General features: G+C 66.2%; 25 protein-coding genes. 15 read left to right on the top strand and 10 right to left on the bottom strand.

The window, feature by feature from the left end:
• Positions 1-31 precede the first annotated feature (31 nt).
• On the top strand, positions 32-1,198 hold the full coding sequence (locus tag ACTEK7_RS28660) for an ABC transporter substrate-binding protein (RefSeq protein ID WP_225147817.1): 1,167 nt from the start codon (positions 32-34) through the stop codon (positions 1,196-1,198).
• 6 nt (positions 1,199-1,204) lie between these two features.
• Here ACTEK7_RS28660 and ACTEK7_RS28655 read toward each other — a convergent pair whose 3' ends face one another.
• Positions 1,205-2,182, bottom strand: a complete 978-nt coding sequence (locus ACTEK7_RS28655; protein ID WP_225147818.1) for a hydroxyacid dehydrogenase — start codon at positions 2,180-2,182, stop codon at positions 1,205-1,207.
• Between the two features lie 187 nt (positions 2,183-2,369).
• Between ACTEK7_RS28655 and ACTEK7_RS28650 the strand changes: the two genes are divergently transcribed.
• Complete coding sequence (locus ACTEK7_RS28650; protein ID WP_225147819.1) at positions 2,370-3,839, top strand: caspase family protein; 1,470 nt, start codon at positions 2,370-2,372, stop codon at positions 3,837-3,839.
• Between the two features lie 51 nt (positions 3,840-3,890).
• Here ACTEK7_RS28650 and ACTEK7_RS28645 read toward each other — a convergent pair whose 3' ends face one another.
• The 3 genes from ACTEK7_RS28645 to ACTEK7_RS28635 form a co-directional block, all read right to left on the bottom strand.
• The gene (locus ACTEK7_RS28645; RefSeq protein WP_036006488.1) at positions 3,891-4,256 is read right to left on the bottom strand and encodes a hypothetical protein; all 366 of its coding nucleotides are present in this window, start codon (positions 4,254-4,256) and stop codon (positions 3,891-3,893) included.
• Between the two features lie 34 nt (positions 4,257-4,290).
• Positions 4,291-5,583: a Spy/CpxP family protein refolding chaperone gene (locus tag ACTEK7_RS28640; protein WP_225147820.1), complete on the bottom strand. Its 1,293-nt coding sequence runs from the start codon at positions 5,581-5,583 to the stop codon at positions 4,291-4,293.
• Positions 5,584-5,683: 100 nt separating this feature from the next.
• Positions 5,684-7,108 (bottom strand): FAD-binding oxidoreductase, encoded by a 1,425-nt coding sequence (locus tag ACTEK7_RS28635; protein ID WP_225147821.1) that lies wholly within the window; start codon positions 7,106-7,108, stop codon positions 5,684-5,686.
• An 87-nt stretch (positions 7,109-7,195) separates the two neighbouring features.
• Here ACTEK7_RS28635 and ACTEK7_RS28630 point away from each other — a divergent pair, with 87 nt between their 5' ends.
• Entirely contained in the window at positions 7,196-7,702 is a 507-nt protein-coding gene (locus tag ACTEK7_RS28630; protein ID WP_109144952.1) for a thioesterase family protein, read from the top strand.
• A 65-nt stretch (positions 7,703-7,767) separates the two neighbouring features.
• Here ACTEK7_RS28630 and ACTEK7_RS28625 read toward each other — a convergent pair whose 3' ends face one another.
• Entirely contained in the window at positions 7,768-7,941 is a 174-nt protein-coding gene (locus ACTEK7_RS28625; protein WP_036006471.1) for a DUF1328 domain-containing protein, read from the bottom strand.
• A 236-nt stretch (positions 7,942-8,177) separates the two neighbouring features.
• Here ACTEK7_RS28625 and ACTEK7_RS28620 point away from each other — a divergent pair, with 236 nt between their 5' ends.
• From ACTEK7_RS28620 to ACTEK7_RS28580, 9 genes are all read left to right on the top strand, one after another.
• Positions 8,178-10,757 carry an ATP-dependent helicase gene (locus tag ACTEK7_RS28620; RefSeq protein ID WP_225147822.1) on the top strand — a complete coding sequence of 860 codons (2,580 nt, stop codon included), beginning with the start codon at positions 8,178-8,180 and terminating at the stop codon, positions 10,755-10,757.
• Between the two features lie 8 nt (positions 10,758-10,765).
• Complete coding sequence (locus ACTEK7_RS28615; protein WP_036024931.1) at positions 10,766-11,053, top strand: type II toxin-antitoxin system HicB family antitoxin; 288 nt, start codon at positions 10,766-10,768, stop codon at positions 11,051-11,053.
• An 88-nt stretch (positions 11,054-11,141) separates the two neighbouring features.
• Positions 11,142-11,558 carry a hypothetical protein gene (locus ACTEK7_RS28610; RefSeq protein WP_036006450.1) on the top strand — a complete coding sequence of 139 codons (417 nt, stop codon included), beginning with the start codon at positions 11,142-11,144 and terminating at the stop codon, positions 11,556-11,558.
• Positions 11,558-12,223: an OmpA family protein gene (locus ACTEK7_RS28605; protein WP_109144953.1), complete on the top strand. Its 666-nt coding sequence runs from the start codon at positions 11,558-11,560 to the stop codon at positions 12,221-12,223. Before ACTEK7_RS28610 ends, ACTEK7_RS28605 begins: the two co-directional genes overlap by 1 nt.
• 171 nt (positions 12,224-12,394) lie before the next feature.
• Positions 12,395-12,913, top strand: a complete 519-nt coding sequence (locus tag ACTEK7_RS28600; protein ID WP_157284818.1) for an Mpo1 family 2-hydroxy fatty acid dioxygenase — start codon at positions 12,395-12,397, stop codon at positions 12,911-12,913.
• A 27-nt stretch (positions 12,914-12,940) separates the two neighbouring features.
• The gene (locus ACTEK7_RS28595) at positions 12,941-13,972 is read left to right on the top strand and encodes an NAD-dependent epimerase/dehydratase family protein (RefSeq protein WP_225147823.1); all 1,032 of its coding nucleotides are present in this window, start codon (positions 12,941-12,943) and stop codon (positions 13,970-13,972) included.
• Positions 13,973-13,998: 26 nt separating this feature from the next.
• Positions 13,999-14,625, top strand: a complete 627-nt coding sequence (locus ACTEK7_RS28590; protein ID WP_225147824.1) for a methyltransferase family protein — start codon at positions 13,999-14,001, stop codon at positions 14,623-14,625.
• Positions 14,626-14,750: 125 nt separating this feature from the next.
• The gene (locus ACTEK7_RS28585) at positions 14,751-14,960 is read left to right on the top strand and encodes a hypothetical protein (protein WP_157284748.1); all 210 of its coding nucleotides are present in this window, start codon (positions 14,751-14,753) and stop codon (positions 14,958-14,960) included.
• 139 nt (positions 14,961-15,099) lie between these two features.
• The gene (locus ACTEK7_RS28580) at positions 15,100-16,404 is read left to right on the top strand and encodes a PQQ-dependent sugar dehydrogenase (protein ID WP_225147825.1); all 1,305 of its coding nucleotides are present in this window, start codon (positions 15,100-15,102) and stop codon (positions 16,402-16,404) included.
• A 4-nt stretch (positions 16,405-16,408) separates the two neighbouring features.
• Here ACTEK7_RS28580 and ACTEK7_RS28575 read toward each other — a convergent pair whose 3' ends face one another.
• A complete protein-coding gene (locus tag ACTEK7_RS28575; protein WP_225147826.1) occupies positions 16,409-17,233 on the bottom strand; it encodes an aspartate dehydrogenase in 825 nt (274 codons plus the stop codon).
• 47 nt (positions 17,234-17,280) lie between these two features.
• A complete protein-coding gene (locus tag ACTEK7_RS28570; RefSeq protein WP_109144957.1) occupies positions 17,281-18,198 on the bottom strand; it encodes a LysR family transcriptional regulator in 918 nt (305 codons plus the stop codon).
• Positions 18,199-18,469: 271 nt separating this feature from the next.
• On the opposite strand from ACTEK7_RS28570, the gene ACTEK7_RS28565 reads away from it, so the two are divergent.
• Positions 18,470-19,543: a tartrate dehydrogenase gene (locus ACTEK7_RS28565; protein WP_225147827.1), complete on the top strand. Its 1,074-nt coding sequence runs from the start codon at positions 18,470-18,472 to the stop codon at positions 19,541-19,543.
• Between the two features lie 429 nt (positions 19,544-19,972).
• On the opposite strand, the gene ACTEK7_RS28560 is transcribed toward ACTEK7_RS28565, so the two are convergent.
• Complete coding sequence (locus ACTEK7_RS28560; protein WP_036006428.1) at positions 19,973-20,917, bottom strand: LysM peptidoglycan-binding domain-containing protein; 945 nt, start codon at positions 20,915-20,917, stop codon at positions 19,973-19,975.
• 172 nt (positions 20,918-21,089) lie between these two features.
• Positions 21,090-21,569 carry a MarR family winged helix-turn-helix transcriptional regulator gene (locus tag ACTEK7_RS28555; RefSeq protein ID WP_225147828.1) on the bottom strand — a complete coding sequence of 160 codons (480 nt, stop codon included), beginning with the start codon at positions 21,567-21,569 and terminating at the stop codon, positions 21,090-21,092.
• 107 nt (positions 21,570-21,676) lie between these two features.
• On the opposite strand from ACTEK7_RS28555, the gene ACTEK7_RS28550 reads away from it, so the two are divergent.
• The gene (locus ACTEK7_RS28550; protein ID WP_225143100.1) at positions 21,677-22,885 is read left to right on the top strand and encodes an ABC transporter substrate-binding protein; all 1,209 of its coding nucleotides are present in this window, start codon (positions 21,677-21,679) and stop codon (positions 22,883-22,885) included.
• A 16-nt stretch (positions 22,886-22,901) separates the two neighbouring features.
• Entirely contained in the window at positions 22,902-24,080 is a 1,179-nt protein-coding gene (locus ACTEK7_RS28545; RefSeq protein WP_225143102.1) for a cytochrome P450, read from the top strand.
• A 30-nt stretch (positions 24,081-24,110) separates the two neighbouring features.
• On the opposite strand, the gene ACTEK7_RS28540 is transcribed toward ACTEK7_RS28545, so the two are convergent.
• Positions 24,111-24,830, bottom strand: coding sequence for a hypothetical protein (locus tag ACTEK7_RS28540; protein WP_036024916.1), 720 nt, complete (start codon positions 24,828-24,830; stop codon positions 24,111-24,113).
• Between the last annotated feature and the right edge of the window lie 4 nt (positions 24,831-24,834).

The raw sequence follows: 24,834 nt of genomic DNA, 5'->3' as shown, positions 1-24,834 counted from the left end.
GGTTTCTTTCAAGGATCCGGCAAGCCTCCCGATGCATCGAATTCGATCAGCGAGATCCGTCGTTCTGACCATCGCGCTTCTGGCCGCGACCACGCTGGTTGCGAGGGGCAACGAGGCCGGCATCAGCGAGGATGCAATCCTGTTCGGCCAGGCCGCGGCGCTGGAAGGCCCGTCCTCCGCGCTGGGACAGCGCATGCGGCAAGGCATCGTCGCCGCATTCACCGAGGCCAATGCCAAGGGCGGCGTTCATGGCCGCAAGCTCCAGCTCATCAGCCGCGACGACGGCTACGACCCCGACCGTTCGGTGGCGCAGACGCTGCATTTGATCAACGACGACAAGGTGTTCGCGCTGATCGGTGCGGTCGGCACGCCGACCGCGATGGCGACGATACCGATCACCAGCTCCAGGAACGTGCCCTTCATCGGCCCGTTCACCGGCGCCGAGTTCCTGCGCGATCTCGAGCTTCCGAACGTCGTCAACATCCGCGCCAGCTACGGCGCGGAGGCGGAAGCCTGGATCAAGCATCTCACCGAGGATCGCAAGTTCACCCGCATCGGCATCTTCTACCAGGACGATTCCTTCGGCCGCGACGGGCTTGTCGGCGTGAAGCGGGCGCTCGCCAAGCGCGGGCTCGAACTCGCCGCCGAGGGCACTTACGAGCGCAACACCCGCGCGGTCGGCCAGGCCTGGCGCATGATCAAGCGCGCCGACCCAGAAGCCATCGTCATGGTCGGGACCTATGGTCCGTGCGCGGAGTTCATCAAGCTCGCCCGCCGCGGCGGCGCTCGTCCAACCTTCGTCAACATCTCCTTCGTCGGCGCCGTTGCGCTCGCCGCGGAACTCGGCCCTGAGGGCGACGGCGTCATCGTCTCGCAGGTGGTGCCATTTCCCTGGGACCGCTCGCTCAAGCTCGTCGCCGACTACCAGGCGGCCCAGAAGGCGTTCGACCCGACGCTGACACCGGATTTCGTGTCGCTGGAAGGCTATCTGTCCGGCCGGCTTGCGGCCGCGGCGCTGGAAAAGGCCGGCCCCAATCCGACCCGCGCCAGCCTGCTGCGCGCCATCAACGATACCGGCCGTTTCGACATCAGCGGCAGCATCGTCACCGTCGGCACACGCATGCTCGACACGCCGCCGAAGGTGTTCCTGACCGTGATCCAGAAGGACGGGACGTTCAAGGCGGTGGACCGGCTCTAAGACCCTTCACGGCCGCCGCGTCCAGCGATCGGCGTTGACGGCGCCTTGCGGGATTTCTCCCCTCGCGATGGCCTCGACCTGTCGCACGGTCTCCAGCGACTGGTATTCGATGGCCTGCGGCGTCAGCCCGCCGACATGGGGCGTCGCGATGACATTCGGCAGCTTGGCAAGACCGGGCGTCGGCATCTGGTCCGGCGCGCGGCCGACATCCATGGCGGCGCCGGCGATGCGGCCCTCACGCAGCGCGCCTGCCAGCGAGGCCTCGTCGACCAGATTGCCGCGCGAGAGATTGATGAAGACGGCATGCTTCTGCATGCGCGCCAGGGCTGCCGCCCCGATCAGGTTTTCGGTCTGCTCGTTGGCGATGGCGAGGCAGACGACATAGTCCGATGCGGCGAGGAGCTCGTCGAGACCGACCTGCCGGATCGCGGCATCGCTGACGGTTACGAAGGGATCGGAGATCAATACCTCCATGCGCAGCACTTTTGCGATCTCGGCGAGGTAGCGCCCGATGCTGCCGTAGCCGATGATGCCGATCCGGCTGCCGGCGAGCTGGCGGCCCATCCGTGCTTCCGGCTTGCGGCCTGCCTGGTAATCTGCGGTGGTCCGCGACACGCCGCGGGAGAGGTCGACCATGAAGCCGAGCGCGAGCTCGGCCACGGCCTGCACGAAGCCGGGCCCGGCGCGGGTCACGAGCACGCCGGCTTGCGAGGCCGCATCCACGTCGACGTTGCGGATGTCGACGGCGCAGCGGACGAAGGCCCGCAGACGCGGCAATTGCGCAAAGATCTCGCCGCGCCCTTCAGTCATGCGGTCGGCGACGATGATGTCGGCATCCTTCGCAGCGCGCACCAAGCCGGCGGCGTCCAGCGGCTCATCCTTCTCGTGCAGAATCACCTCGGCGGCCGCCCGCAGGCCGTTCAGGCTGCGATCGCCGTAATAATTGCGCCGCATCTCGGGGGTGTGCGCGAGCAGGACCTTCACGACAAGACTCCTTCACTGGCCGAATGCCCGCGGCAGCGCGGTCGAAAGGTCTAGCACAAGGACGGCTCCGGCAGATACCCTGTCCCATTTTGCCGCGGCCCCTGCGTGATCCAGCGCACAGACGCCCTCATGGCGCGGACTTAGAAAAGGTGCCATCATCGTGCGCATTGCCGTTGGAGGTGACATCATGCGCCGTCCAGTCTTTTCGAATTTGCTTCTTGCGTCCGGTCTTCTCGCACTCACCCAGTTGATGACGCCCACGGACGCGGCCGCTGAGGCGCGGCTTGCGCTGGTGATCGGCCAATCGGCCTATCGCACCGTGCCGGAGCTGCCGAACGCCGCCAACGACGCCAAGGGCATGACGGAGCTGCTCGGCAGTGCCGGCTTCACCGTCACCAGGGCGGCCAATCTGGCGCAGACCGAGATGCGCGCGGCGATCTCGGACTTCGCCGGCAAGGTCAGTGCCAGCGGCCCCGACACCGTCGCGCTGGTGTTCTATGCCGGCCACGGCCTTCAGATCGACGGCGAGAACTATCTGGTGCCTGTCGATCTCGACCCCAAGCGCGAGGCCGACATCCCGCTGCAGGGCGTGCGGCTGAACGACATGCTCAACACGCTCGGCGCGCTGCCGACGCGGGCGCGCATCTTCATGCTCGATGCCTGCCGCAACAACCCGTTCCCCGCGCTCAGCGGCGCCGGCCACGGCCTTGCGATCGTCGATACCAAGGCCGGCGCTCCCGGCTCGTTCATCTCCTATTCGACCTCGCCCGGCGCCGAGGCCGAGGACGGCAACGGCCTCGACAGCCCCTATACGACGGCCGTGCTGACCGTCGCCAAGCAGCCGAACCTGCCGATTGAGGAGATGTTCAAGCGCATCCGTGTCGCGGTGGCGCAGTCGACCGACGGCCGGCAGATCCCCTGGGAAAGCTCCTCGCTGACCACCGATTTCAGGTTCTTCGGCGAGAGCGGCGGCAGCACGCCCGCTCTTCCCGGCGCATCCGCCATGGCGCTCGCCGGCGGCACGCGCAGCGTCGCGGACTGGCGCAAGACATTGCAGGGCAAGCCGGCCATGGTCGCCTATGAGCTCGTGATCACCGAGGACACCGTGGAGGCGTATCAGGCCTATATCGAGCTGTACGCCCAGGACACGCGCACGCCGCGCCTTCGCACCGTGCTGGAGCGGCGTCGCCAGATGCTGGCGTGGGAGCGTGCCACCGCGATCAACACCCGCGCCTCGTTCGAGGCATACCTCGCGAACTGGGACAACAGCGATCTCGCGGCAACCGCGCGCCGGCTGCTGCTGCGCGTGCAGAACCGCAACTACACCGTGCCCGTGGCCGCCGCGGCGACGCCCGTCGCGGTCGCGATGGCGCCGACCTGCCCGTGCTCGACGCCCGCGACCCCGGCAACGCCGGTCCCGCCCGTGATCAAGAAGCGCGTCGACGAGACCCCGCCGAAGCGCAAGGTGGTCGAGACGCCGCCCAAGCGACGGCCGCCGTCCGAGCAAGTGGTCTACGAGCGCGCGCCGCCGCCGGATCGCGGCCCGCCGCCGGAGGCCGTGATGCAGGGCATCGGCATCGGCGTGGGGATCGGCCTCGGCATGGGAATGGGCGGCCGCGGCGGCGACCATAATAGCGGTGGCTACCGCAGATACTGAGCCGGTCCGTCACCAGCAACATTCGGCTCGCGCCAATCGCGCGAGCCGAACTCATTGCGACAGGGCCGGATGGTCCCGGAGCACGGCTTCTCGAATCCAGCCTGCCTGGATCGCACGCGACAAGATCTGCGCCGTCTTGATGTCCTCAGCCTTCATGCAGAGATCCACGATGCGGCGCACGGCGTCGTCGCGCATCAGATCGTCGGAGATCTTCATCGCGATCTCCATAGCAGCGCGGGCTGCGCGCTCATAGCGCTCGCGCGTGCTGGTCGGCGCCGAAGCGCCGGCGGCTTCGGCGATCGCCCGCGCAGCCTGGCAGATGTTGCGAATCCGGTCGGCTGCGTCGATGTCGCCGAGCGGCCCCCCGATCGGCTCGTCCCAGACGTCTGCCGGCTCTCGCCTCGCGAACCACTTCATTGCCCCACCAATGGTTTTCAATTGCTCACGGCGTTCAGGACATGCGGCGCGGGCCGATCGCCTCGAACTGCGCCTTCTGCTCGTCGTTGAGCGTGGCGTAGAAATCATCGAGCGCCGCCCGGACCGACTTGATTCCGTCCAGCATGACATCGAGACGCTTGCGGATCGCGGCCATGCGGGCCGGAGGCGTCATCACCTCATTGGGCTCGCAGGACGGCTTGAGCGACGTGCTAACTTTGGCGCTGGTGTCCTGGAGCACCTGGAGTGCCGCGCGCTGGGTGTCGTTCGGACGAAGCCGTTCTTCGATCGTGGCGCCGGGCCAATCGAACGCGGCGGACGGGCTGCAAGTCTGCACCGACGATCCGCCCGCATTGTTCGATGCCGCGGCACGACGTTGATCGTCGGCAAGCGCATTGAAGCGCGCCTTCTGCTCGTCGTTGAGCGAACCATAGAACTGGTCCAGCGCAGGCTGAACCAAATCGACGGCCTTCTGCATCGCCTCGACCCGCTGCTGCATGGCGGCGAGCCGGCCGGGCGCCGTCGCCGCGGCCTGCGTCGGACAGGAGGTGCGGATCAACGCTGCCGCGTCGACCGAGGCGTTGCCGAGCGCATCGAGAGCAGCGCCTTGCGCGTTCGTCGGCTGCACCGCGGCTGCGATCTGATCGATCGGCAGGCCGACGATGGCGCGGCGATCGCTGCCGCAGAGCTGATCGAGCGGCGCGCTGCGCGCCCGCCGCCGTCCCTGCGGCTGCTGCGGCAGATAAGCCGATAGCCGATCATAGCCATAGGGGCCGAAAATGCCGGCATAGATGTCCGGATAGCCGTAGCCCCAGAAGCCGAGCCCGTCGCCCCAGATCGTGTAATCGTAGAGATCGTTATAGGCGAACGGCCAGAACAGCGGCCCGACCCAGCCGTAGCCGCCGCCGGGATGTTGCCACCATCCGCTGCTTACACCGCTCCAGCCGGCGAGTGCCGCCGCCGCGGCAATCTGCGCGCGGGCCGCCGGATTGCTGATCAGCCGGCCGTTGCGGAAGGCGCTGGCGTTCCAGGCGTTGCGGAAGTTCGCCGGCCGTATCGCGGCATTGCGGATCTGGCCGAAGCTCGGGCCGCCACGCCGGGCGCCGGTTGTGAACCGCATCCCGCGATGATGCCCGCCATGCGCATGCCCGCCGCCGTGGCCGCGGACATGGCCGCCGTGGTGACCGCCGCCGCGCCCGCCGCCATGGCCACCTCCATGGCCGCCGCCGTGTCCGCCCTTCGCGAACGCGGCCCCCGCAAGCATGCAGGCAAAGGCCACCGCGGCAATTCCCATGACCGGTCGCACCATCGCACCCTCCCGCGCAAAGCCCTGCCATTGAGCATCGGAAATTGGCGGGAATTGGAACCGGCAGGATTGCCGAAAGTTCCCGGTTCCGGAGGGCGCCGCCTTATGCCTCCGGCACGATCTTGCCGGGGTTGAAAATGTTGAGCGGATCGAGTGCCTGCTTCAGCGCCCGCATCGCATCGAGCGCCTCGGGGCCGAGCTCGGCCTCGAGATATTTCTGCTTGCCTTGGCCGATGCCGTGTTCGCCGGTGCAGGTGCCGTCCATGGCCTGCGCACGCTCGACCAGACGATGCATGAACTCCTCGCCGCGCGCCATCTCGTCGGCGTCGTTGGTGTCGCACACCAGCGAGCAGTGGAAATTGCCGTCACCGACATGGCCGACGATCGGCGACAGCAAATTGAGCCGCTTGAGATCCTCCTCGGTCTCGCTGACGCAATCGGCGAGCCGCGAGATCGGCACGCAGACGTCGGTCGCGACCACGCCGATGCTGTCGCCGGGCCGCAGCGCCTTCACCGACCAATAAGCATCGTGCCGCGCCTGCCACAGCTTGGTGCGGTCCTCCGGCTTGGTGGTCCAGGAGAAATCGCCGCCGCCGCAGTCCCTCGCGATCTCGCCGAACGCCTTGGATTGCTCGGCGACCTCGATCTCGCTGCCGTGGAATTCCATCAGCAGAAGCGGCGTCTCCGGCAGCGTCAGCTTGGAATAGGCGTTGCAGGCCTTGACCTGCGCGGCATTGAGCAGCTCGATGCGCGCGACGGGGATGCCGGTCTGGATCGCCAGGATCACGGCCTGGCAGGCGCCGTGCACGGTCGCGAACGACACCGCGCCGGCCGCGATCGTCTCCGGGATGCCGCGCAGGCGGATGGTCAGCTCGGAGATGATGCCGAGCGTGCCTTCGGCGCCGACGAACAGATGCGTCAGGTCGTAGCCGGCGGACGATTTCTTGGCGCGCGTGCCCGTGGTGATGATCTCGCCGTCGCCGCGCACCACTTTGAGCGCCAGCACGCTGTCGCGCATGGTGCCGTAGCGCACCGCATTGGTGCCGGAGGCGCGGGTCGAGGCCATGCCGCCGAGCGAGGCATCCGCGCCGGGATCGATCGGGAAGAACAGGCCCTGGTCGCGCAGATGCTCGTTCAGCGCCTTGCGGGTGACGCCGGGCTGGATCACGCAGTCGAGGTCTTCGGCATGCACCGCCAGCACCTTGTTCATGTCGCGCAGGTCGATCGAGATGCCGCCCGCGGGAGCGTTGACCTGCCCCTCCAACGAGGTGCCGGTGCCGAAGGGAATGACGGGCACGCGATGTCTCGCGCAGATCCGCACCACGTCCTGGATGTCGGCGGTCTCCTGCGCCATCACCACGCCATCAGGCGGCTGGTTGGGTATCCAGGTGGTGGTATGGCCGTGCTGCTCGCGCACGGCCTGCGAGGTGATGAGGCGGTTGCCGAAGCGCGCGGCAAGCTGCTCCAGCGCGCTTGCGAGGGCTTTCGGCTCCGGCCGCGGCGGATTATTGGTGATGGTCGTACCCACGGAATTCCTCCCGACGAGAAGAGACCGTGGCAAAGGACATATAACCGGTCAAGTCAAGGGACTGGACGCATAGCTTGGGAAGGACAAATGCCGGAGACCGCCGCCACAGCGCCGAACGCAGAGCCGTTTCGCTCCTCGATCATGCAGGTCGAGCCGCAATGGATCGACTATAACGGCCATCTCAACATGGCCTATTACAACGTGATGTTCGATCGGGCGATCGACGAGTTCTGGCTCGAGCTCGGGATTGGCCCGGTCTACAAGACAGAGCGCCACGGCTCGACCTTCACCGCCGAATGCCACGTGCGCTATTTGCGGGAGATCCATCTCGGCGATCCCGTGCAGATCTTAGTCTGGCTGCTCGACGCCGATGACAAGCGGCTGCACACATTCGAGGAGATGCGGCACGGCACCGAGGGCTGGCTGTCGGCGACGTCCGAGAACATGTCACTGCACATGGACATGAATGCGCGGCGCGTCGCGCCTTTTCCGACCGACATCCAGCAGCGCATTGCTGGAGTTGCCAAGTCCCACAGCGCCTTGACGCGACCCGAGGGCATCGGCCGGAGCGTGGCGATGCCCTCGAAGCGTTAGTGGCTCAGGCGCCGTCTGCCGCCTGTGGTTCACCTCTCCCCGTCGGAGAGAGGTGAACATCGCAGCTATATTCTGTTGCGGCCGCGGGCGAGGCCGACGACGGCCGAGACCAGGAACAGAACGACTGCGATGAAGAAGATGATCTTGGCGATCTCGATCGAAGCGCCGGCGACGCCGCCGAAGCCCAGGATGCCGGCGATCAGTGCGATAACCAGAAACGTCACAACCCAGCCTAGCATGGTCAAACCCTCGTCTTGATGTTGTCTGCGATCGACGCGGCTGGCCGCGCCACCTGTCCTGACAATCTCGACGTGAGAACGATAGTTCCGGTCCCGGCGGGAGCGAAATTCGCTGGCTCAGCTGGAACAAATCGGCCTGCCGCGCACGTGGAAAACCCGGCCCGGCGCCCCATATAGGCACCAATCCCTGTTAAGAAGGCTCCCTTCCACCACCCCGCGGTGCCATCGTGGGGCCGATGATTCGCATGACCGAGCCGAGCAAGATCACAGCCGTACCCGACCACCAGCCCGCAGCCGGCGGCATCGCCGCGCGTGCGCGCGCCTCGGTGGGCCCGAAATACCTCGCCGGGCTCAATCCGGAGCAGCGCGAGGCAGTGGAGACGCTGGACGGCCCGGTCCTGGTGCTGGCCGGCGCCGGCACCGGCAAGACCCGCGTCCTGACCACGCGCATCGCGCACATCTTGAGCCAGGGCCGCGCCCGCCCGGCCGAAATCCTGTCGGTGACCTTCACCAACAAGGCCGCGCGCGAGATGAAGCACCGGCTCGGCCAAATGCTCGGCCACGCCGTCGAAGGCATGCCATGGCTCGGCACCTTCCACTCCATCGGCGGCCGCATCCTGCGCATCCATGCCGAGCTGGCGCAGCTCAAGTCGAACTTCACCGTGCTCGACGTCGACGACCAGGTCCGGCTGCTCAAGCAGCTGCTGCAGGCCGAGAACATCGACGAGAAACGCTGGCCGGCGCGGATGCTGGCCGGCCTGATCGACGGCTGGAAGAACCGCGGCCTGATGCCTTCACAGGTACCGTCGGGCGAAGCCGCGATGTTCGCCAATGGTAAGGGCGGCAAACTCTATGCGAGCTACCAGGAACGGCTGAAGATCCTGAACGCGGCCGACTTCGGCGATCTCCTGCTGGAGAACATCCGCATCTTCCGCGAGCACCCGGATATCCTCAGGCAGTACCAGCAGCGCTTCAAGTTCATCCTGGTCGACGAGTACCAGGATACGAACGTCGCACAATATCTGTGGCTGCGGCTGCTGTCGCAGGCGCCTTCTTCCACCTCTCCCCGCTTGCGGGGAGAGGTGGCATCGCGAAGCGATGCGGGTGAGGGGGCCTCTCCAAGCACCGAGCTCGTGGAGACTCCCCCTCATCCCGGCCTTCTCCCCGCAAGCGGGGAGAAGGAGAAGACCAAAAACATCTGCTGCGTCGGTGACGACGACCAGTCGATCTATGGCTGGCGCGGCGCCGAGGTCGACAACATCCTGCGTTTCGAGCACGATTTCCCCGGCGCCAAGGTCATTCGCCTGGAGCGCAACTATCGCTCGACCGGTCACATCCTCGCCGCCGCCTCGCACCTGATCGCGCACAATGAAGGCCGGCTCGGCAAGACGCTGCGCACCGAGGACCAGGACGGCGAGAAGGTCACCGTCACGGGCTCATGGGATTCGGAAGAGGAAGCCCGCGGCATCGGCGAGGAGATCGAGCAGCTGCAGCGCCAGGGCGAGAAGCTCAACGAGATCGCCATTCTCGTGCGCGCCTCCTACCAGATGCGCGAGTTCGAAGACCGCTTCGTCACGCTCGGCCTGCCCTACCGCGTCATCGGCGGCCCGCGCTTCTACGAGCGCGCCGAAATCCGCGACGCGCTGGCCTATTTGCGCGTCATCAATTCGCCGGCCGACGATCTCGCCTTCGAGCGTATCGTCAATACGCCCAAGCGCGGGCTCGGCGACGCCACCGTGCAGATGCTGCACGACCACGCCCGCAAGCGCCGCATTCCCCTGTTCGAGGCGGCGCGCGCCGTGGTCGAGACCGACGAGCTGAAGCCGAAGGCGCGCGGCTCGCTTCGCGATCTCATCGTGCAGTTCGACCGCTGGCGTGCCCAGCGCGAGGTCACCGCGCACACCGATCTCGCCCAGATCGTGCTCGACGAGAGCGGCTATACCGAGATGTGGCAGAAGGACCGCTCGGCGGACGCCGCGGGCCGGCTGGAGAATCTGAAAGAGCTGGTGCGCTCGATGGAGGAGTTCGAGAACCTGCAAGGGTTCCTGGAGCACATCTCGCTGGTGATGGACCGCGAGGGTGGCGCCGAGGACGACGCGGTGTCGCTGATGACGCTGCATTCGGCCAAGGGGCTCGAATTCGACAACGTGTTCCTGCCCGGCTGGGAGGAAGGCCTGTTCCCGAGCCAGCGCACCTTGGACGAACAGGGCCGCGCCGGCCTGGAAGAAGAGCGCCGGCTCGGCCATGTCGGCCTGACCCGCGCCCGCCGCCGTGCAAAGATCTATTTCGCGACCAATCGCCGGATCCATGGCACCTGGTCGACAACGATCCCGTCGCGCTTCCTCGACGAATTGCCGGCGGCCAATGTCGAGATCACAGAGTCCAAGGGCGGCTCTGGATGGGGCGGCAGCGGCGGCTACGGCGCCTCGCGCTTCGACGACATGGAGGCGTTCGGCTCCAGCTATTCGACCCCAGGCTGGCAGCGCGCGCAGGCGAACCGGAATCGCGGCGGCGGTCGCAATGGCGGCGGCCGAAGCGGCGGCTTCGAGGAAGAGGCCGCGACGTTCTCGACCTCCTCGTCATCCGGCCCCGATTTCGGCAGCTTCGCCTCGCGCCGGCGCGGGCCCCTGACGATCGAAGGCGAGCTGGTCGCCAAATCGACCGGCACGACGTCCGAATTCTCGCTGGAAGACCGCGTCTTCCACCAGAAATTCGGCTATGGCCGCGTCACCAAGATCGACGGCAACAAGCTCACCATCGCCTTCGACAAGGCCGGCGAGAAGAAGGTCGTGGACAGTTTCGTGCAGCGGGCGTGAGGCCCGATATGGCTCAGTACGTTGCCATCATCGAGGACGCCGACCCGGACGAAACCGTGAGCTTGTGGTTTCCGGACCTGCCCGGTTGCATCTCCGGCGGCGACGATGTCGAGGAGGCCCTGGAGAATGCGCCCGAGGCGCTCGCATTCTATGCGCAGGAGCTGACCGCGGACGGGCGCCAGCTGCCCCCGCCGCGGACGCTGGACGAGCTCAAGGCCGATCCCGAGGTTGCCGAGGACCTCAGGAACCATACCGTCGCCCTGGTCGACTGGCCGCCCCTCGCTGAGGCCGAGTGAGGACTGTTCGCCGCACTGCGCAACTCTCGACAGTTCTCGCCCGAACGCCCCTTGACCGCCGCGAACTTCCCCGTATCAGATGCAACCCATGGTCCGGGGCTCCGTCACATTGATCGTGCTTGCATTGGGGATGCCGTCGCTTGCGGCGGCGGAGACCATGAGCTTTGGCGATTCGATCGGCAAGCTGGCGGCGAGCTGCGGGGCGGAAATCGTCGCCAATTGCCGCGGCGTCAACCCGGATTCGAACCGGCTGAAGGAATGCCTGTCGCGCAATCGCGACGTGCTCTCGCCGCAATGCACGAGCGACTATCTCGGCGTGTTCGACGCCATCCAGAAGCGCGTCGCCGCGCGCGTGACGGTAGCGAACGCCTGCCAGCGCGAGATCGTCAAGGTCTGCGGCGGCTCGACCAAGGAGACCAGCAAGTCGATCCCGTGCCTGGTCTCGACGCCCAAGGGCATCAGCAACAACTGCCTGAAGGCCGTTGACGACGCGGGGTATCGCTGATGCGCGCGAACGGGCTCGCTACCGCAGGACTGGGCTTGGCGCTGGGGCTCGCTTTGCTCGCGGGCCCCGCCGGCGCGCAGACGGCGGCGCCGACCCGCGACGACATTGTCGCGAAGCTGAACCATTTCGAAGAGGCCGCCGAGGTTGACCTGCCCGCGCTGAAGCAGCAGGTGATGGAGCGCGCCAAGACCAGGATCAAGAACGATCCGGGGCCGGTGAACCGGCCGCTGATCGCGCCGGAGCTCGCCAAGCTGCCCGCCTTCAATGCGCAGATCCAGTTCGACGCCGACACGCCGATCATCCAGCCGGCGTCCTACCAGACCGTTGGCCGCATTGCGGACGCGCTGGTTCATTCCTCGCTGCTGCCCTACACTTTCCTGATCGTCGGCCACGTCGAATCCAATTCGAAGACGCGCGAGGCCAATGCGATCCTGAGTCAGCGCCGGGCCGATGCGATCCGTGACGTCCTGGTGAACACCTTCAAGATCTCGACCAAGCGGCTGCATCCGATCGGCCTCGGCGAGGAGCAGTTTCTCGATCGGGCCAAGCCGACCTCCGCCGTCAACGGCCAGTTGCAGATCCTGACTTATGCCAAGCTGCCGGAAGAGACGCGTCCGGCTGCGACACCAGCGCCTGCGGCGAAAAAGCCCGCCAAGAAGCGCTGAGCGAAGGCGGCTCCGCGGCTGACGGAACCCCTTGAAGTGCGGATTATTTTGCAGCCTGTCCCGGGCGCGCGCGCACGGTTTCAGGCGACAAAAGTGCCGGTTTGTGCACCGCTCGGTCCAGTGCTATAGCCTCTGTTCGCCCTTCCCGACCCCGTGCTGCATGAGACCGAAATGGGTGGCTTTTTCCAGCGCCAACTTGCCGTTTATGTCGAGTACCATCGCGATCCCCGCAACACGGCGATGCATGTGGTCGGCATCCTGCTGCTGTTCACCGGCGCCGTGCTGCCGCTGACGCTGGTCAAGCTTCCGCTGTTCGGATTCAACGTCAGCCTGGCGGTGGTCCTGGCTGTTCCGGTCTTGATTTATTGGCTGCTGCTCGACGCGGCGCTCGGGCTCGGCATTCTGGCCGTCTCCGTCGTGCTGTTTTCGGTTGCGACGACCATCGCGGCGCAAGTCAGCACCGCGACGATGTGGGCGATTTTCGCCACGCTGGTGGTGCTCGGCCTCGCCGCACAGGCCATCGGCCACAAGGTTTTTGAGGGGCGCGAGGCCTCGTTGTTCACGTTCCCCTCGCATCTTTTGCTTGGACCGATGTTCGTCATGGCAAAATTATTCATTGCATTGGGCTTCCGTCGCGACCTTGCCGCGATTCTGGCGCCTCTTCCGGCCAATTCTCTTTCAACCCGATAACGCTCGAAGCGAAATAGCAACTTCTGCATGGCTCTCGTCCTGGTTACCGGTGGCAGTGGCTTCATCGGACATCACCTCGTAGAAGCGCTCCGCGCCCGTGGGCAGCGGGTCCGCGTTCTCGATGTCCGTGTGCCGAGCGCGGCGAACGCGGATGTCGAGCACGTCCATGGCTCGGTGCTGGACTGTGCCGCGGTCGATGCGGCGATCGCCGGTTGCGATCAGGTCTATCACCTCGCCGGCCTGCCCGGCATGTGGGTCGCCAACAAGCAGGACTTTCACGAGGTCAATTGCCGCGGCACCGAAATCGTGCTGGCGGCGGCGATGAAGCGCGGCGTCTCGCGCTTCCTGCACTGCTCGACCGAATCGATCCTGTTCCCTTATTCCGACCTCAAGGGCGTTCCCGCCGAAGAGGCTCTGCAGCCGGCCGAGGCGATGCCCGGCGCCTACACGCGGTCGAAATCGCTTGCCGAGCATCATGCCGCCAAGGCGGCAGATGCGGGCTTCCCGCTGGTGATCGGCACGCCGACCATGCCGATCGGCGCCGCAGACCAACATCTGACACCGCCGACCGCGATGCTCTGGTACTTCCTGCAGAAGAAAGTGCAGCCGCATCTCAACTTCCTGGTCAACCTCGTCGACGTCCGCGACGTCGCCATGGGTCTCGTGCTGACCATGGAACGCGGCCGCCTCGGACAGCGCTACATCCTCGGCGGCGACTGCGTCCCGCTCGGCGACATCCTGCGCATGATGTCGGCGATGAGCGGCCGCCGGCAATTTCCGGTCGTCGTACCCGGCAAGATCGCCGAGCTCTCCGCGATCGTGCTCGAATACATCGCCGACCACATCACGCGCCGGCCGCCCAACGGCACCGCCGAGGGCGTGCGGATCGCGCTCGCCGCGAGCGATCTTTCAATCGGCAAGGCCCGAACAGAGCTCGGCTATTCGCCGCGTCCGATCGAGCCGGTCTTGCGCGAAACCGTCACCCATCTGCTCGCCCGCAACGGCCAGCAGCCCTCCGGCGCCCTCAAGCATCACGCGCTGTCCTCGCGCGCGAGCTGACGCCGCTTCAAACGCAAAGAACCTTCATGTCTTTCGATTTCAGCAAGCTTCTCTCTGTCGCCTGGGGTGGCTGGACCACGACCTGGCCGACACAACTGCTCGCCCTGATCTGGCTCGCTTTTCTGGCCAGCTGGGTCGGCGCCTCGTTCTGGCAGGGGCAGACCAAGAAGCAGGTGATGACGCTGGAGTCGCAGCGCTATCGCCTGCCGATCCTGGTCGGCGGCATCCTGTACACGCCGTTCATTGCGGAAGCCATGGGCTGGAAGCCGCTTTGGGTGCTCGGCAACACCGGCATCATCATCGCTGCGGTCCTCTCAGTTGCCGGCATCGCTTTCGCATGGTGGGGCCGGCTGCATCTCGGAAAATTCTGGTCCAACACCATCACCCAGAAGGAAGACCACCGCGTCATCGACACCGGCCCGTACGGTATCGTCCGTCACCCGATCTACACCGGCCTGATCTTCGGCATGCTGGTGACCGGCATCGCGATCGGCTTGGTGACGACGATCCTCGGCGCGATCCTGATCTCGCTCGGTATGTGGCAGAAGGGCCGGATGGAAGAGGTGTTCCTCTCGAAGGAGCTCGGCGAGGACGCCTATGGAGCCTATTGCCGTCGCGTTCCGATGATCATTCCGTTCACGTCGCCGCGGTGAGGGCGTCACTCTCCTGTCCGGACGCGCTGCGCTGCGTCCGGGGCACGAGCGCACGATCCGACTCGCCAAGGAACCACACCTCCGCTGGTCCGTTAGCCCTCGACTCGGCCGCAGAGCATCGAGCCATGTCGGACGCCTATGATTATTTTCGCGCACACGCGATCGCCGCCGTCCGCAAGGCGCGGGCGCTGCCCCCCGGGCGTACGAAGCAGAAGCAGCGCACGGTGGCGCGGGTTTATCATCTGCTCTCCAGGGAAGCGGCGCTGGCGCCGAACATCCGTCACTTGGATGATTTTCGCGTGGCACGACGGCTGGAGCGGCAGATCGGCCGTTGATCTCCGGGCCGACGCCGCGACCTGTCCCATGCAAATTCGATCGGCTGCCATTCCACGGGAATAGGCCCGTGCTGAGCTCCGCACAGGTTGACGTCGGCCCCGTCAGCCAGTTGGATGCGCGCGCAACCGGGGGCTTGTCATGACGTTTTCCAGCATCTTCGCGCAGTTCGTCGCCTTCATCGGCGGCATCGCGCTGCAATGGCGCAAGATGAAGGGCACCGACCCCGCGCCGGCCTGGGGCGAGAAGCCCGCCATTCCCGAAGCGAAACCGCAAGGCGCGATCCCCACCTTGAAGATGCCGACCGCACGCGGCTGGCGCGACGGACAGAAGCCGATCGCTGCACCCGGGCTCAAGGTCGATGCGTTCGCGACCGGTCTCGACCATCCGCGCTGGATCGAGGTGCTGCCCAATGGCGACGTGCTGATCGCGGAGGCAACGCAGATCGCGGGCGCCCCGCGCAGCGTGTTCCACTATGCGATGCAGGCGACGATGCGGCGCGCCGCCGCGCTCGGCGTCTCCGCCAACCGCATCACGCTGTTGCGCGACAAGGACTGCGACGGCGTTGCGGAGATTCGCGGCGCGTTCATGGAGAACCTCAGCCAGCCGTTCGGCATGGCACTGGTCGGCGACACTTTCTACGTCGGCAACACCGACGGCGTGATGGCTTTTCCTTACGTTGCCGACGCCGACCGCATCACAGCACCGGGCAAGCGGCTGACGACATTCAAGCCCGCCGGCCACTGGACGCGCAGCCTGCTCGCCAGTCCCGACGGCAAGAAGCTCTATGCCGGCGTCGGCTCGCTCAGCAACATCGCCGAGATGGGCATGGAGGTCGAGCAAGGTCGCGCCGCGGTCTACGAGCTCGATCTCGTCGCCGGCACGCATCGCATCTTTGCGGCCGGCCTGCGCAATCCCGTGGGCCTTGCCTGGGAGCCGACGACCGGCGTGCTTTGGACCGTCGTCAACGAGCGCGACGGCCTCGGCGACGAGACGCCGCCCGACTATCTCACCTCCGTGCGCGACGGCGGCTTCTACGGCTGGCCCTATTGCTACTGGGGCAAGACGGTGGACGACCGCGTGCCGCAGGATCCGGCGATGGTTGCCAAGGCAATTCAACCGGACTATGCGCTCGGTGGCCACACCGCTTCGCTCGGCCTGTGCTGGATGCCCGCAGGCACCCTGCCCGGCTTCGGCGACGGCATGGTGATCGGCCAGCACGGCTCGTGGAATCGCAGCAAGCTGTCCGGCTACAAGCTGGTGTTCATCCCGTTCGCGAACGGCAAGCCGTCCGGCCCCGGTCGCGACATCCTGTCGGGCTTCCTGTCGCCGGACGAGAAGGAATCCTACGGCCGCCCGGTCGGCGTCGCGATCGGTCCCGGCAGGAAATCGCTACTGATGGCCGACGACGTCGGCAACGTGATCTGGCGCGTGACGGGGGCGTAGGAGCTCACGTCCCCACGCACAGCGTGGCGCGCTGCTTGCGGAGCAGCGCGATCACCGACAACGCGGTGATCAGGCCGGTCTTGGGATTCTCGGACGGGATGTTCTCGATGCCCATCGAGAAGCGCGCTGAGTCCGTCTCGACCTCGATGCGGTGAACGTTGCGCGTCACGGTCGGGTCGGCCCAAACCTGGATCTCGGTGCGATCGGGCCCGATGCCCGCGAGCGACAACGCAACGGCGACATTGACGTTGGCCGGAAAGCCCTTTGCCGCTTCGCGCGCGCTGCCCTCGAACAGCTTCAGCGGTTCGCGCAGATTGTCGATGTCGATGTTGTTCTGAACGATGAACGGCGCGCCCTTCAAGCCGTCGATCGGCTTGCGGGTCACCATCTTCACGGAATGGATGGTGCCGATTGCGGCGGCGTTGACGGCATCGAGGCCGATCAGCGCGCCGGTCGGCACCAGGATACGGCCGCCATTGGCGCGGGCGAGATCGACCAGATCGAAATTGTCGAGCAAGCCGCCGACGCTGACTACGACCGCGGCCTTGCCGCGCTTCACCGCAGGCTCGACGATCGCACGCAGCTGGCTGCTCGGCGCGCATTCGACGACGATGTCGGCGGCCTTGCCGAGCTGGTCGAGCGGCAGGATTGTCGGTGGGCGACGCAAGCCGTCGATGAAGGCTTGATGCTTGGCGGGATCCCGCACGGCCACGGCCGCGAGCGACAGGCCCTCGATGCCCTGATCGAGCGCGGTCGCGATCTTGGTGCCGATCGAGCCCAGCCCGGCAATGGCCACCCGCAATTCGCCTGAAGCCGTCTGATCCGTCATCACCATCCCTCTGTCCTGGCCTCTGTCTTGGCCGATGTCATAGCCGCTCACGCCTCCCGCGCATAGCTGCGCAGGCGGGCTTCCAGAACCGCCAGCATGGCATCGCGGGCCGGATCGCGCGAGCCGCGCAGCCAGGCGGCGGCAAGCGGCAACCGGCCCACCGGCCCGCTCTGCCTCAGTCGAAGCGGCACGAAGCGCACACCGGTCACCGCCATCCGTGCGGTCCAGCGCGGCACGATCGCGACCCCGAGCTTCGTTGCCACGAGGTTGATGATGGTCTGCTTCTCGTCGGCGACCTGAACGATGCGCGGCGTCAGGCCGGCCTGTTCGAACAGCTTTATGGTGAGGTCGTGGCTGTGCGGCCGCGAGCGCCGGTCCGGCACCAGCATCGCCTCGTCGGCGATATCCGCCAGCGTGATCGCTTTGCGCCCGGCCAGCGCGTGCCGCCGCGGGAACGCAACGATCGCGCTCTCCTGGAGCAGGCCGCGGAATTCGAGCCGCTTGTCCGGCCGGTCAGGCGGACGGACGAAGGCGAGATCGAGCGCGCCGGTCAAAATCTTCGGCAGCAGCCGGACAGTCTTGTCTTCGAGGAGCTGCACCGCGATGTCAGGATGCCTGACGCGGAAATCGCGCAGGAGCGGCGGCAACAGTCCGGCCGCCGCGCTGTCGATAGCACCGACCCGCAGCCGCCGCGCGGTCCCCGCGCGCGAGCGATTGCGCAGGTTGCTCTCGACCGCCTCGACCTTGGCGAGGATGGTGCGGGCATCGCGCAGCAGCGTCGTGCCGTCCTCGGTGAGCGACACCGCGCGCGTGGTCCGCGCGAACAGCCGAGTGCCCAGGTCTTCCTCCAGCAGCCGGATCTGCCGGCCGAGCGCGGAGGGCAGCATCTGAAGCTGCTGCGCCGCGCGGCCGAAATGCAGCTGCTCGGCCGTCGCCACGAAGCATCGGAGCTGATGCAATTCCATTCGCCGTCCTCTCGCCTCGCCCGACCGCGCTTGAGACTTGCGCGAGGTCGTCATGCCCGGGCTTGTCCTGGGCATCCACGTTCTTGGGCCGCGGGGAAAGGCGTGGATGGCCGGGTCAAGCCCGGCCATGACGCCGTGGCGACCTCCCGAGATTATATCATTTTTTTGTATAAACCAGCGCCGATTGAGTTTGCCCGGCACTCCCGTCTAGATTCGCCAGCGACGCCGACGGCCGGATATGCCGGCGCGATCTCTCAAACGGAGCCTTCCCATGCGCACCCATTCGATCGCAGCCATCCCCGCCGACGGCATCGGCCCCGAGGTGATCTCGGCCGGCGTCCGCGTGCTGGAGGCTCTCGCAAAACGCAGTGGCGATCTCGCCTTCAACGTCAAGACGTTCGACTGGGGCTCGGATTATTACAAGAAGCACGGCGTGATGATGCCGGCGGACGGCCTCAGCGAGCTGAAGAAGTTCGACGCGATCTATTTCGGCGCGGTCGGCGCCCCCAACGTGCCCGACCACATCACGCTGTGGGGCCTGCGCCTGCCGATCTGCCAGGGTTTTGACCAATACGCCAATGTGCGGCCGACCAAGATCCTGCCGGGCGTCGCCTCGCCGCTGCGCAATGTCGGCGTCGGCGATCTCGACTGGGTGATCGTGCGCGAGAACTCGGAAGGCGAATATGCCGGCATGGGCGGCCGCGCCCACAAGGGCCTGCCGGAAGAGGTCGGCACCGAAGTCGCCGTCTTCACCCGCGTCGGCGTCACGCGGATCATGCGCTATGCGTTCCAGCTCGCGCGGTCGCGCCCGCGCAAGCTGCTGACCGTCGTGACCAAGTCGAACGCGCAGCGCCACGGCATGGTGATGTGGGACGAGATCGCGGCCGAGGTCGCCGGCGAATTCCCTGACGTGACCTGGGACAAGATGCTGGTCGACGCCATGACGGTGCGCATGACGCTGCATCCGAAGAGCCTCGACACCATCGTCGCAACCAATCTCCACGCCGACATCCTCTCCGATCTCGCCGGCGCGCTGGCTGGAAGCCTCGGCGTCGCCCCGACCGGAAACATCGATCCGCAGCGCCGCTTCCCCTCGATGTTCGAGCCGATCCACGGCTCGGCGTTCGACATCACCGGCAAGGGCATCGCCAACCCGGTCGCGACGTTCTGGACCGGCGCGCAGATGCTCGAGCATCTCGGCGAGAAGGATGCCGCCTTACGGCTGATGGCCGCCGTCGAGCGTGTCTGCGCCGCGGGCGTGCTGACGCCGGATGTGGGCGGCAAGGCGACCACGAAGGAGGTCACGGACGCCGTGATCGATGCGATCCACGGATCGAATTTTTAGTCTTATCGGATCGAGTGTCGCCAAGGACTCGCTGCACCTCTCCCACTTGCGGGCAGGGCTATCGCATATGACTTGCGGCGGCGGCCCGCGCGCACGCCTCGTCCTTCGAGACGGCGCTGACGCGCCTCCTCAGGATGAGGCTAATCAGCATCGGTGCTCGTTGAAACTGCTGCCGCGCACTCCGCCCTCATCCTGAGGAGCCCGCCAAAGCGGGCGTCTCGAAGGATGGCCGCAGGGAAAAACTCCCAAATGCGACAGCCCTGCGCTTGCGGGGGAGGTCGACGCGCTCGGCAGCGCAATTGCGCGCCAGAGCGCGGCGGGTGGGGGCTCTCTTCTCTGGGGTCCTCGATCGAGGAGAGACCCCCTCCCCAACCCTCCCCCGCAAGCGGGAGAGGGAGCGAACCGCCTTCTGCGGCAAGATAACGGCCCCTACCTCCGCGCCGCCGGTGACGCCGGCGGCGTGGCCATCGCGGCGGCCGGCTCAGGCGGTGTCAGATGGCGGGGGACGATGATGGTCTGGCCCGGCGTCAGCTGCGCGTTCTCGGGCAGCGAGTTGCTCTGCGCCAGCGTCCACAGCGGCACGCGGTTTGCTGCTGCGATGCTCTCCATGGTGTCGCCGCGGCGCACCGGCACCCGCACGCCACTGTCCCACAATTCGACCAGCGTATCCGCCGGCACGAGATAGCGCAGCGGCACGGCATCGGCCTGCGTTTGCGGCGGAATGCGCGGCAGCTGCGTCACCATCTCGACGATCTGACGATGGATATCGTCGGACTTCTCGATGTTGATGTGGGTGACGCGCGCGTTCCGCTTGAGGTCATAGCTGGCGTAATGGCCGCGAAAGCCGGGAACAGCCACGACGTCGCCGCCGCCGAGCACGCTGTCGGACAGGAAGATGTTGATGAAGCGCTCGACGTTGAGGGGGACATCGCCGGTCGCTTGCGCGGGATCGATGGCGATGACGAGGCTGATCGGGATGTTCTCCTTGGCCGCCATCTCGGAGATGACGATCGAGCACAGCCCGCCCATGGAATGGCCCATCAGCACGATCGGCGCCGGCGATTCCTTATAGCTGGAGATGGCGCGATCGCCGATCCACCGGCAGATGGTGAATTCGTAGACGTTGGCCGAGAAGCCGGCCTTCGTTAGCTTCTCTTCGAGCCGATCCATGCCGGTCGAGAAGATCGGGCCCATGGCGCCGCGGAACAGGTAGATTTTTGGCGGCGGCAACGGCTCGAACGGCGGAGGCGGCGGCGGCGCGGCGGGGGCGGTCGCGTTGGTCTTGGACTTGGGGGGAGTAGCAGCGGCCATGCCACTGCTCAAGGCGAGCAGCACCACTGCTGCCAGCGCGAGGAGTCGCCTCGAATGAATCATCAGTCCAGCAGTCCCACCACGGGAGGCAGGGGCCTCCCCTGACCGGCTTAGTGACCATCGATTGGGTGGATTTTGGGGCACGGAACCGACCATCTCTCGTCCGGCGCCCTCTCCGGCTGCCGCGCCGCTGGACGTGGCTGCGACCGTCGGCCTCAGGCGGGCCTCTCCCGGGCTAAAGCGGCAGCAGCCGATTGAGCAATTCGAGCAGGGTGCGTTGCTCCGCCTCGGTGAGCGGGGCCAGCATCTTCCGGTTATAGAGCCCCGTCAGGCTTGCCCCGTCCTGAATGAGCTTGGCGCCCTTCGGCGTAAGCATCAACTCGACGGCGCGGCGGTCGGATTTCGAGCGGTTACGCTTGATGAAGCCGGACGATTCCAGCTCGTTCAGGATCTTGATCAGGTTCGGCAGGCGCAGGCGGAGCAGGCTGGCAAGGCTGCTGGGGGGAACGCCCGGATTGTCGCGAATGACGACGAATATCGCGTAGGTCGCCGGCGTCAGGCCCAGTGCGGCGAACTCCTCGTAGAAGCCTTCGAAGAACTTCAGCTGCGCGAGCCGCAGCATGAAGCCGGGCGTGCGCTGCAGCGCGCGCAAGTCCAGTGACGTCTCCGACGGTTGAGGCTGCTTTGCTCCGGGTCTGACTGCTTTCGGGCTCATGATCCTGGATCCGGCGGCCACAAGTCGGCCGAATTGACACTCTCAAAAATAGCTATAAAATATAACTATTATAGAGCGGCACCAAGACCGCCCATGGGAGGGACACAATGAACAGCAAATTCCTGCATAAACTGTGCATGGTGGCCGCGGTGCTGACCGCCGCACCGGCCTTGGCCCAGGACGTCGTGAAGATCGGCATCCTGAACGATCAATCGGGGCCGTTCGCGAGCTATCAGGGCATCGGCTCGGTCGTCGCCGCCAAGATGGCCGTCGAGGACTATGGCGGAAAGGCCGCCGGCAAGCCGGTGGAAGTCGTTGCGGCGGACCATCAGAACAAGACGGACATCGGCATCGGTATCGCCCGGCGCTGGTACGAGAACGAGAGCGTCGATGCGGTCTTCGACATTCCGAACTCGTCGATTGCGCTCGCCGTGGCCGGCATGAGCGCCGAGAAGAACAAGGTCTTCATCGGCTCGGGCGCCGGCACGGTGCTGCTGACCGGCGAGAAGTGCACGCCAAACACCGTGCACTGGACCTACGACACCTATTCCTACGGGCGCGGCCTCGGCAAGGCCATCGTGCAGCAGGGCGGCAAGAAATGGTTCTTCATCACCGCGGATTACGCGTTCGGCCATGATCTGGAAAAGCAGGCCGCGGAAGCCGTGAAAGCGTCCGGCGGTGAGGTGCTCGGCAGCGTGCGGCATCCGTTGGGCACGGCTGATTACGCCTCATTCCTGCTCCAGGCCCAGGCGTCGGGCGCGAGCGTCATCGCATTCGCCAATGCGGGGGACGATACCATCACCTCGATGAAGCAGGCCGCCGAGTTCGGGCTGACGAAGGATCACAAGCTGGTCGGATTGATCCTCGGCATGAACGGCCTTCCCGCGCTTGGGCTCAAGTTTGCGCAGGGCGCGCAGATCATGAATCCGTTCTACTGGGATCTGACCGACGGCACGCGTGCTTTCGCGAAGCGCTTCGCCGAACGCATTCCCTCGAAGGCCTATCCGAACGACATGCAGGCCGGCGTCTATGCCTCGGTCATCCACTACCTCAAGGCGGTCGACAAGGCCGGCGGCGCCAAGGACGGCAAGGCCGTGGTCGCGACGATGAAGCAGATGCCGACCGACGATCAGTTGTTCGGCAAGGGCTACATCCGCAAGGACGGCCGCAAGATCCATCCGCTCTACCTGTTGCAGGTCAAGGCTCCCGAGGAATCGAATTCGTCCTGGGATCTGCTGAAGGTCGTTGCCACGATCAAGGGCGAGGACGCGTTCCGGTCCGAGAGTGACGGTCAGTGCCCGCTCGCAAAGCAATAGCGGTTCGGAGCTGACCATGAGCGGCATTGCATCCAGTCCGGTCGATCCGTTCGCGCCCGGCTTTCTGACGGATCCCTATCCCGCCTATGAGGCGCTGCGCGCAATCGGGCCGGTGTTCGAGGTGGAACGCTACGGCGTGTGGGCCATGGCCCGCAATGCCGAGGTCGAAGCGGCCCTGAAGGACTGGAAAACGTTCATCAGTGGCGAGGGCGTCGGGCTGAACGGGATGAACCCGGCGCTGCCAAAGCCGCTGACCCTGCAGATCGATCCACCCGACCACGACAAGGGCCGCCGCGTGCTCGGCCGCACGCTATCTCCGGGCGTCGCAAGGAAGCTGCGCGAGACGTTCCAGCGCGAAGCAGAGAGGAAGGTCTCGGAGCTGATCGACAAAGGCACGTTCGATGCCGTGACCGATCTTGCGGAAGCCTATCCGATGAAGGTGTTTCCGGACGCGATCGGCATCCGCCCCGATGGGCGCGAGAAGCTGCTCGCCTGGAGCACGTTCGTATTCAACAGCTTCGGCCCGGAGAACGAGATCCTCGCGGCGTCGCGGAAGGATGGTCTCGCGGCGCAGAGCTGGATCATGGAATGTTGTGCGCGCGATGCGCTACGGCCCGACAGCCTCGGCATGATGATCTACCAGGCGGCCGATGAGGGCGAGATCACCGAGCACGAGGCGACGCATCTGGTGCGGCCGTTCCTCACGGCAGGAATCGACACCACCGTCAATGGCATCGGCAATACCCTGCTCGCGCTCGCCACTCATCCGGACGAATATCGCAAGCTGCACGAGAAACCAGAGCTGGCGCGCAACGCCTTCGAGGAAGGCCTTCGCTACGATTCACCGGTGCAGACGTTTTTTCGCACCACCTCGCGCGATGCCGAGATCGGCGGCGGCGTGATCCCGGCGCACCGCAAGGTGCTGCTGTTCATGGCCTCCGCCAATCGCGATCCCGCGCGCTGGGACAAGCCGGGCCGTTTCGACGTGGAGCGGGTTGCGACCGGCCATGTCGGCTTCGGCGCAGGCATACACGCCTGCGTCGGCCAGATGATCGCGCGTCTGGAGGGCGAATTGATCTTCGGCGAGCTCGCAAGGCGCGTGAAGACGATCGAGCTCGCGGCGGAGCCGAAGCGCAGGCTCAACAATTCCCTGCGCGGGCTGGAGAGCATGCCGGTTCGCGTGACGCCAGCTTAGGCGGCATCACGCGGCAGGATGCGCGACGGCTCAATTCCTCGCCGGATCCGTTGCCGCCGCCGCGCGTGCGGGCCGCGGCGCAGCGGGTTCGGCGACTCGCGCAGCCGGGGCGCGCGAGCGCATGATGGCGGCGTCGATCTCGGCGATGACGCGGCGCTGGATCGCCTCGTTCTTGTCGATCGAGATGTGGCCGACGCCACTGCCGCGGATGTCGACATTGTCGAGCTTGCCGCGGAACCCGGCCGCGGCCCGCACCGGCTCGCCGGGGCCATCGCCGATATAGATGTTGATGTAGCGTTCCGCGCCGGTCGAGAGCTTGGTCTTGAACACGGAGTCGAGGCCGATCGCGAGCTTCACGGGCACGCCGAGCTGGTTGAGCTTGGCGATCATGTCGGGCAGCGCGGTCGCACCCGAGGAATGGCCGACCAGGATGATGGTCTTGAGCCGACCGGCCTTGTAGGCAGCCGCCGCTTCATCGGCGAGCGAGGACCAGGACACGAAATTGGCGACGGTCACCGGAACGCCCTGCGCCTGGAGCCGGGCGCCGATGGTGTCGAGGCCGAGCGAGAAGATGTTGAGCACGCCGCGGAGCAGATAGACATGCGTGGTCGCCGCCGCGGCCTGGCTCGGCGCGGCCTTGGCAGTGGTCGGGCTGATGGCAACAGCTGACAGCAGGAGCAGGCCCATCGCCCAAACACGGAGGGCGGACAATTGGCTGGCGCCGGCGGTGTGACGGCCGTTCGGTCTCATCGAT

The organism is Bradyrhizobium sp. JHI2711 (assembly GCF_056156565.1).
This window is presented reverse-complemented; position numbering and strand designations above follow the sequence as displayed.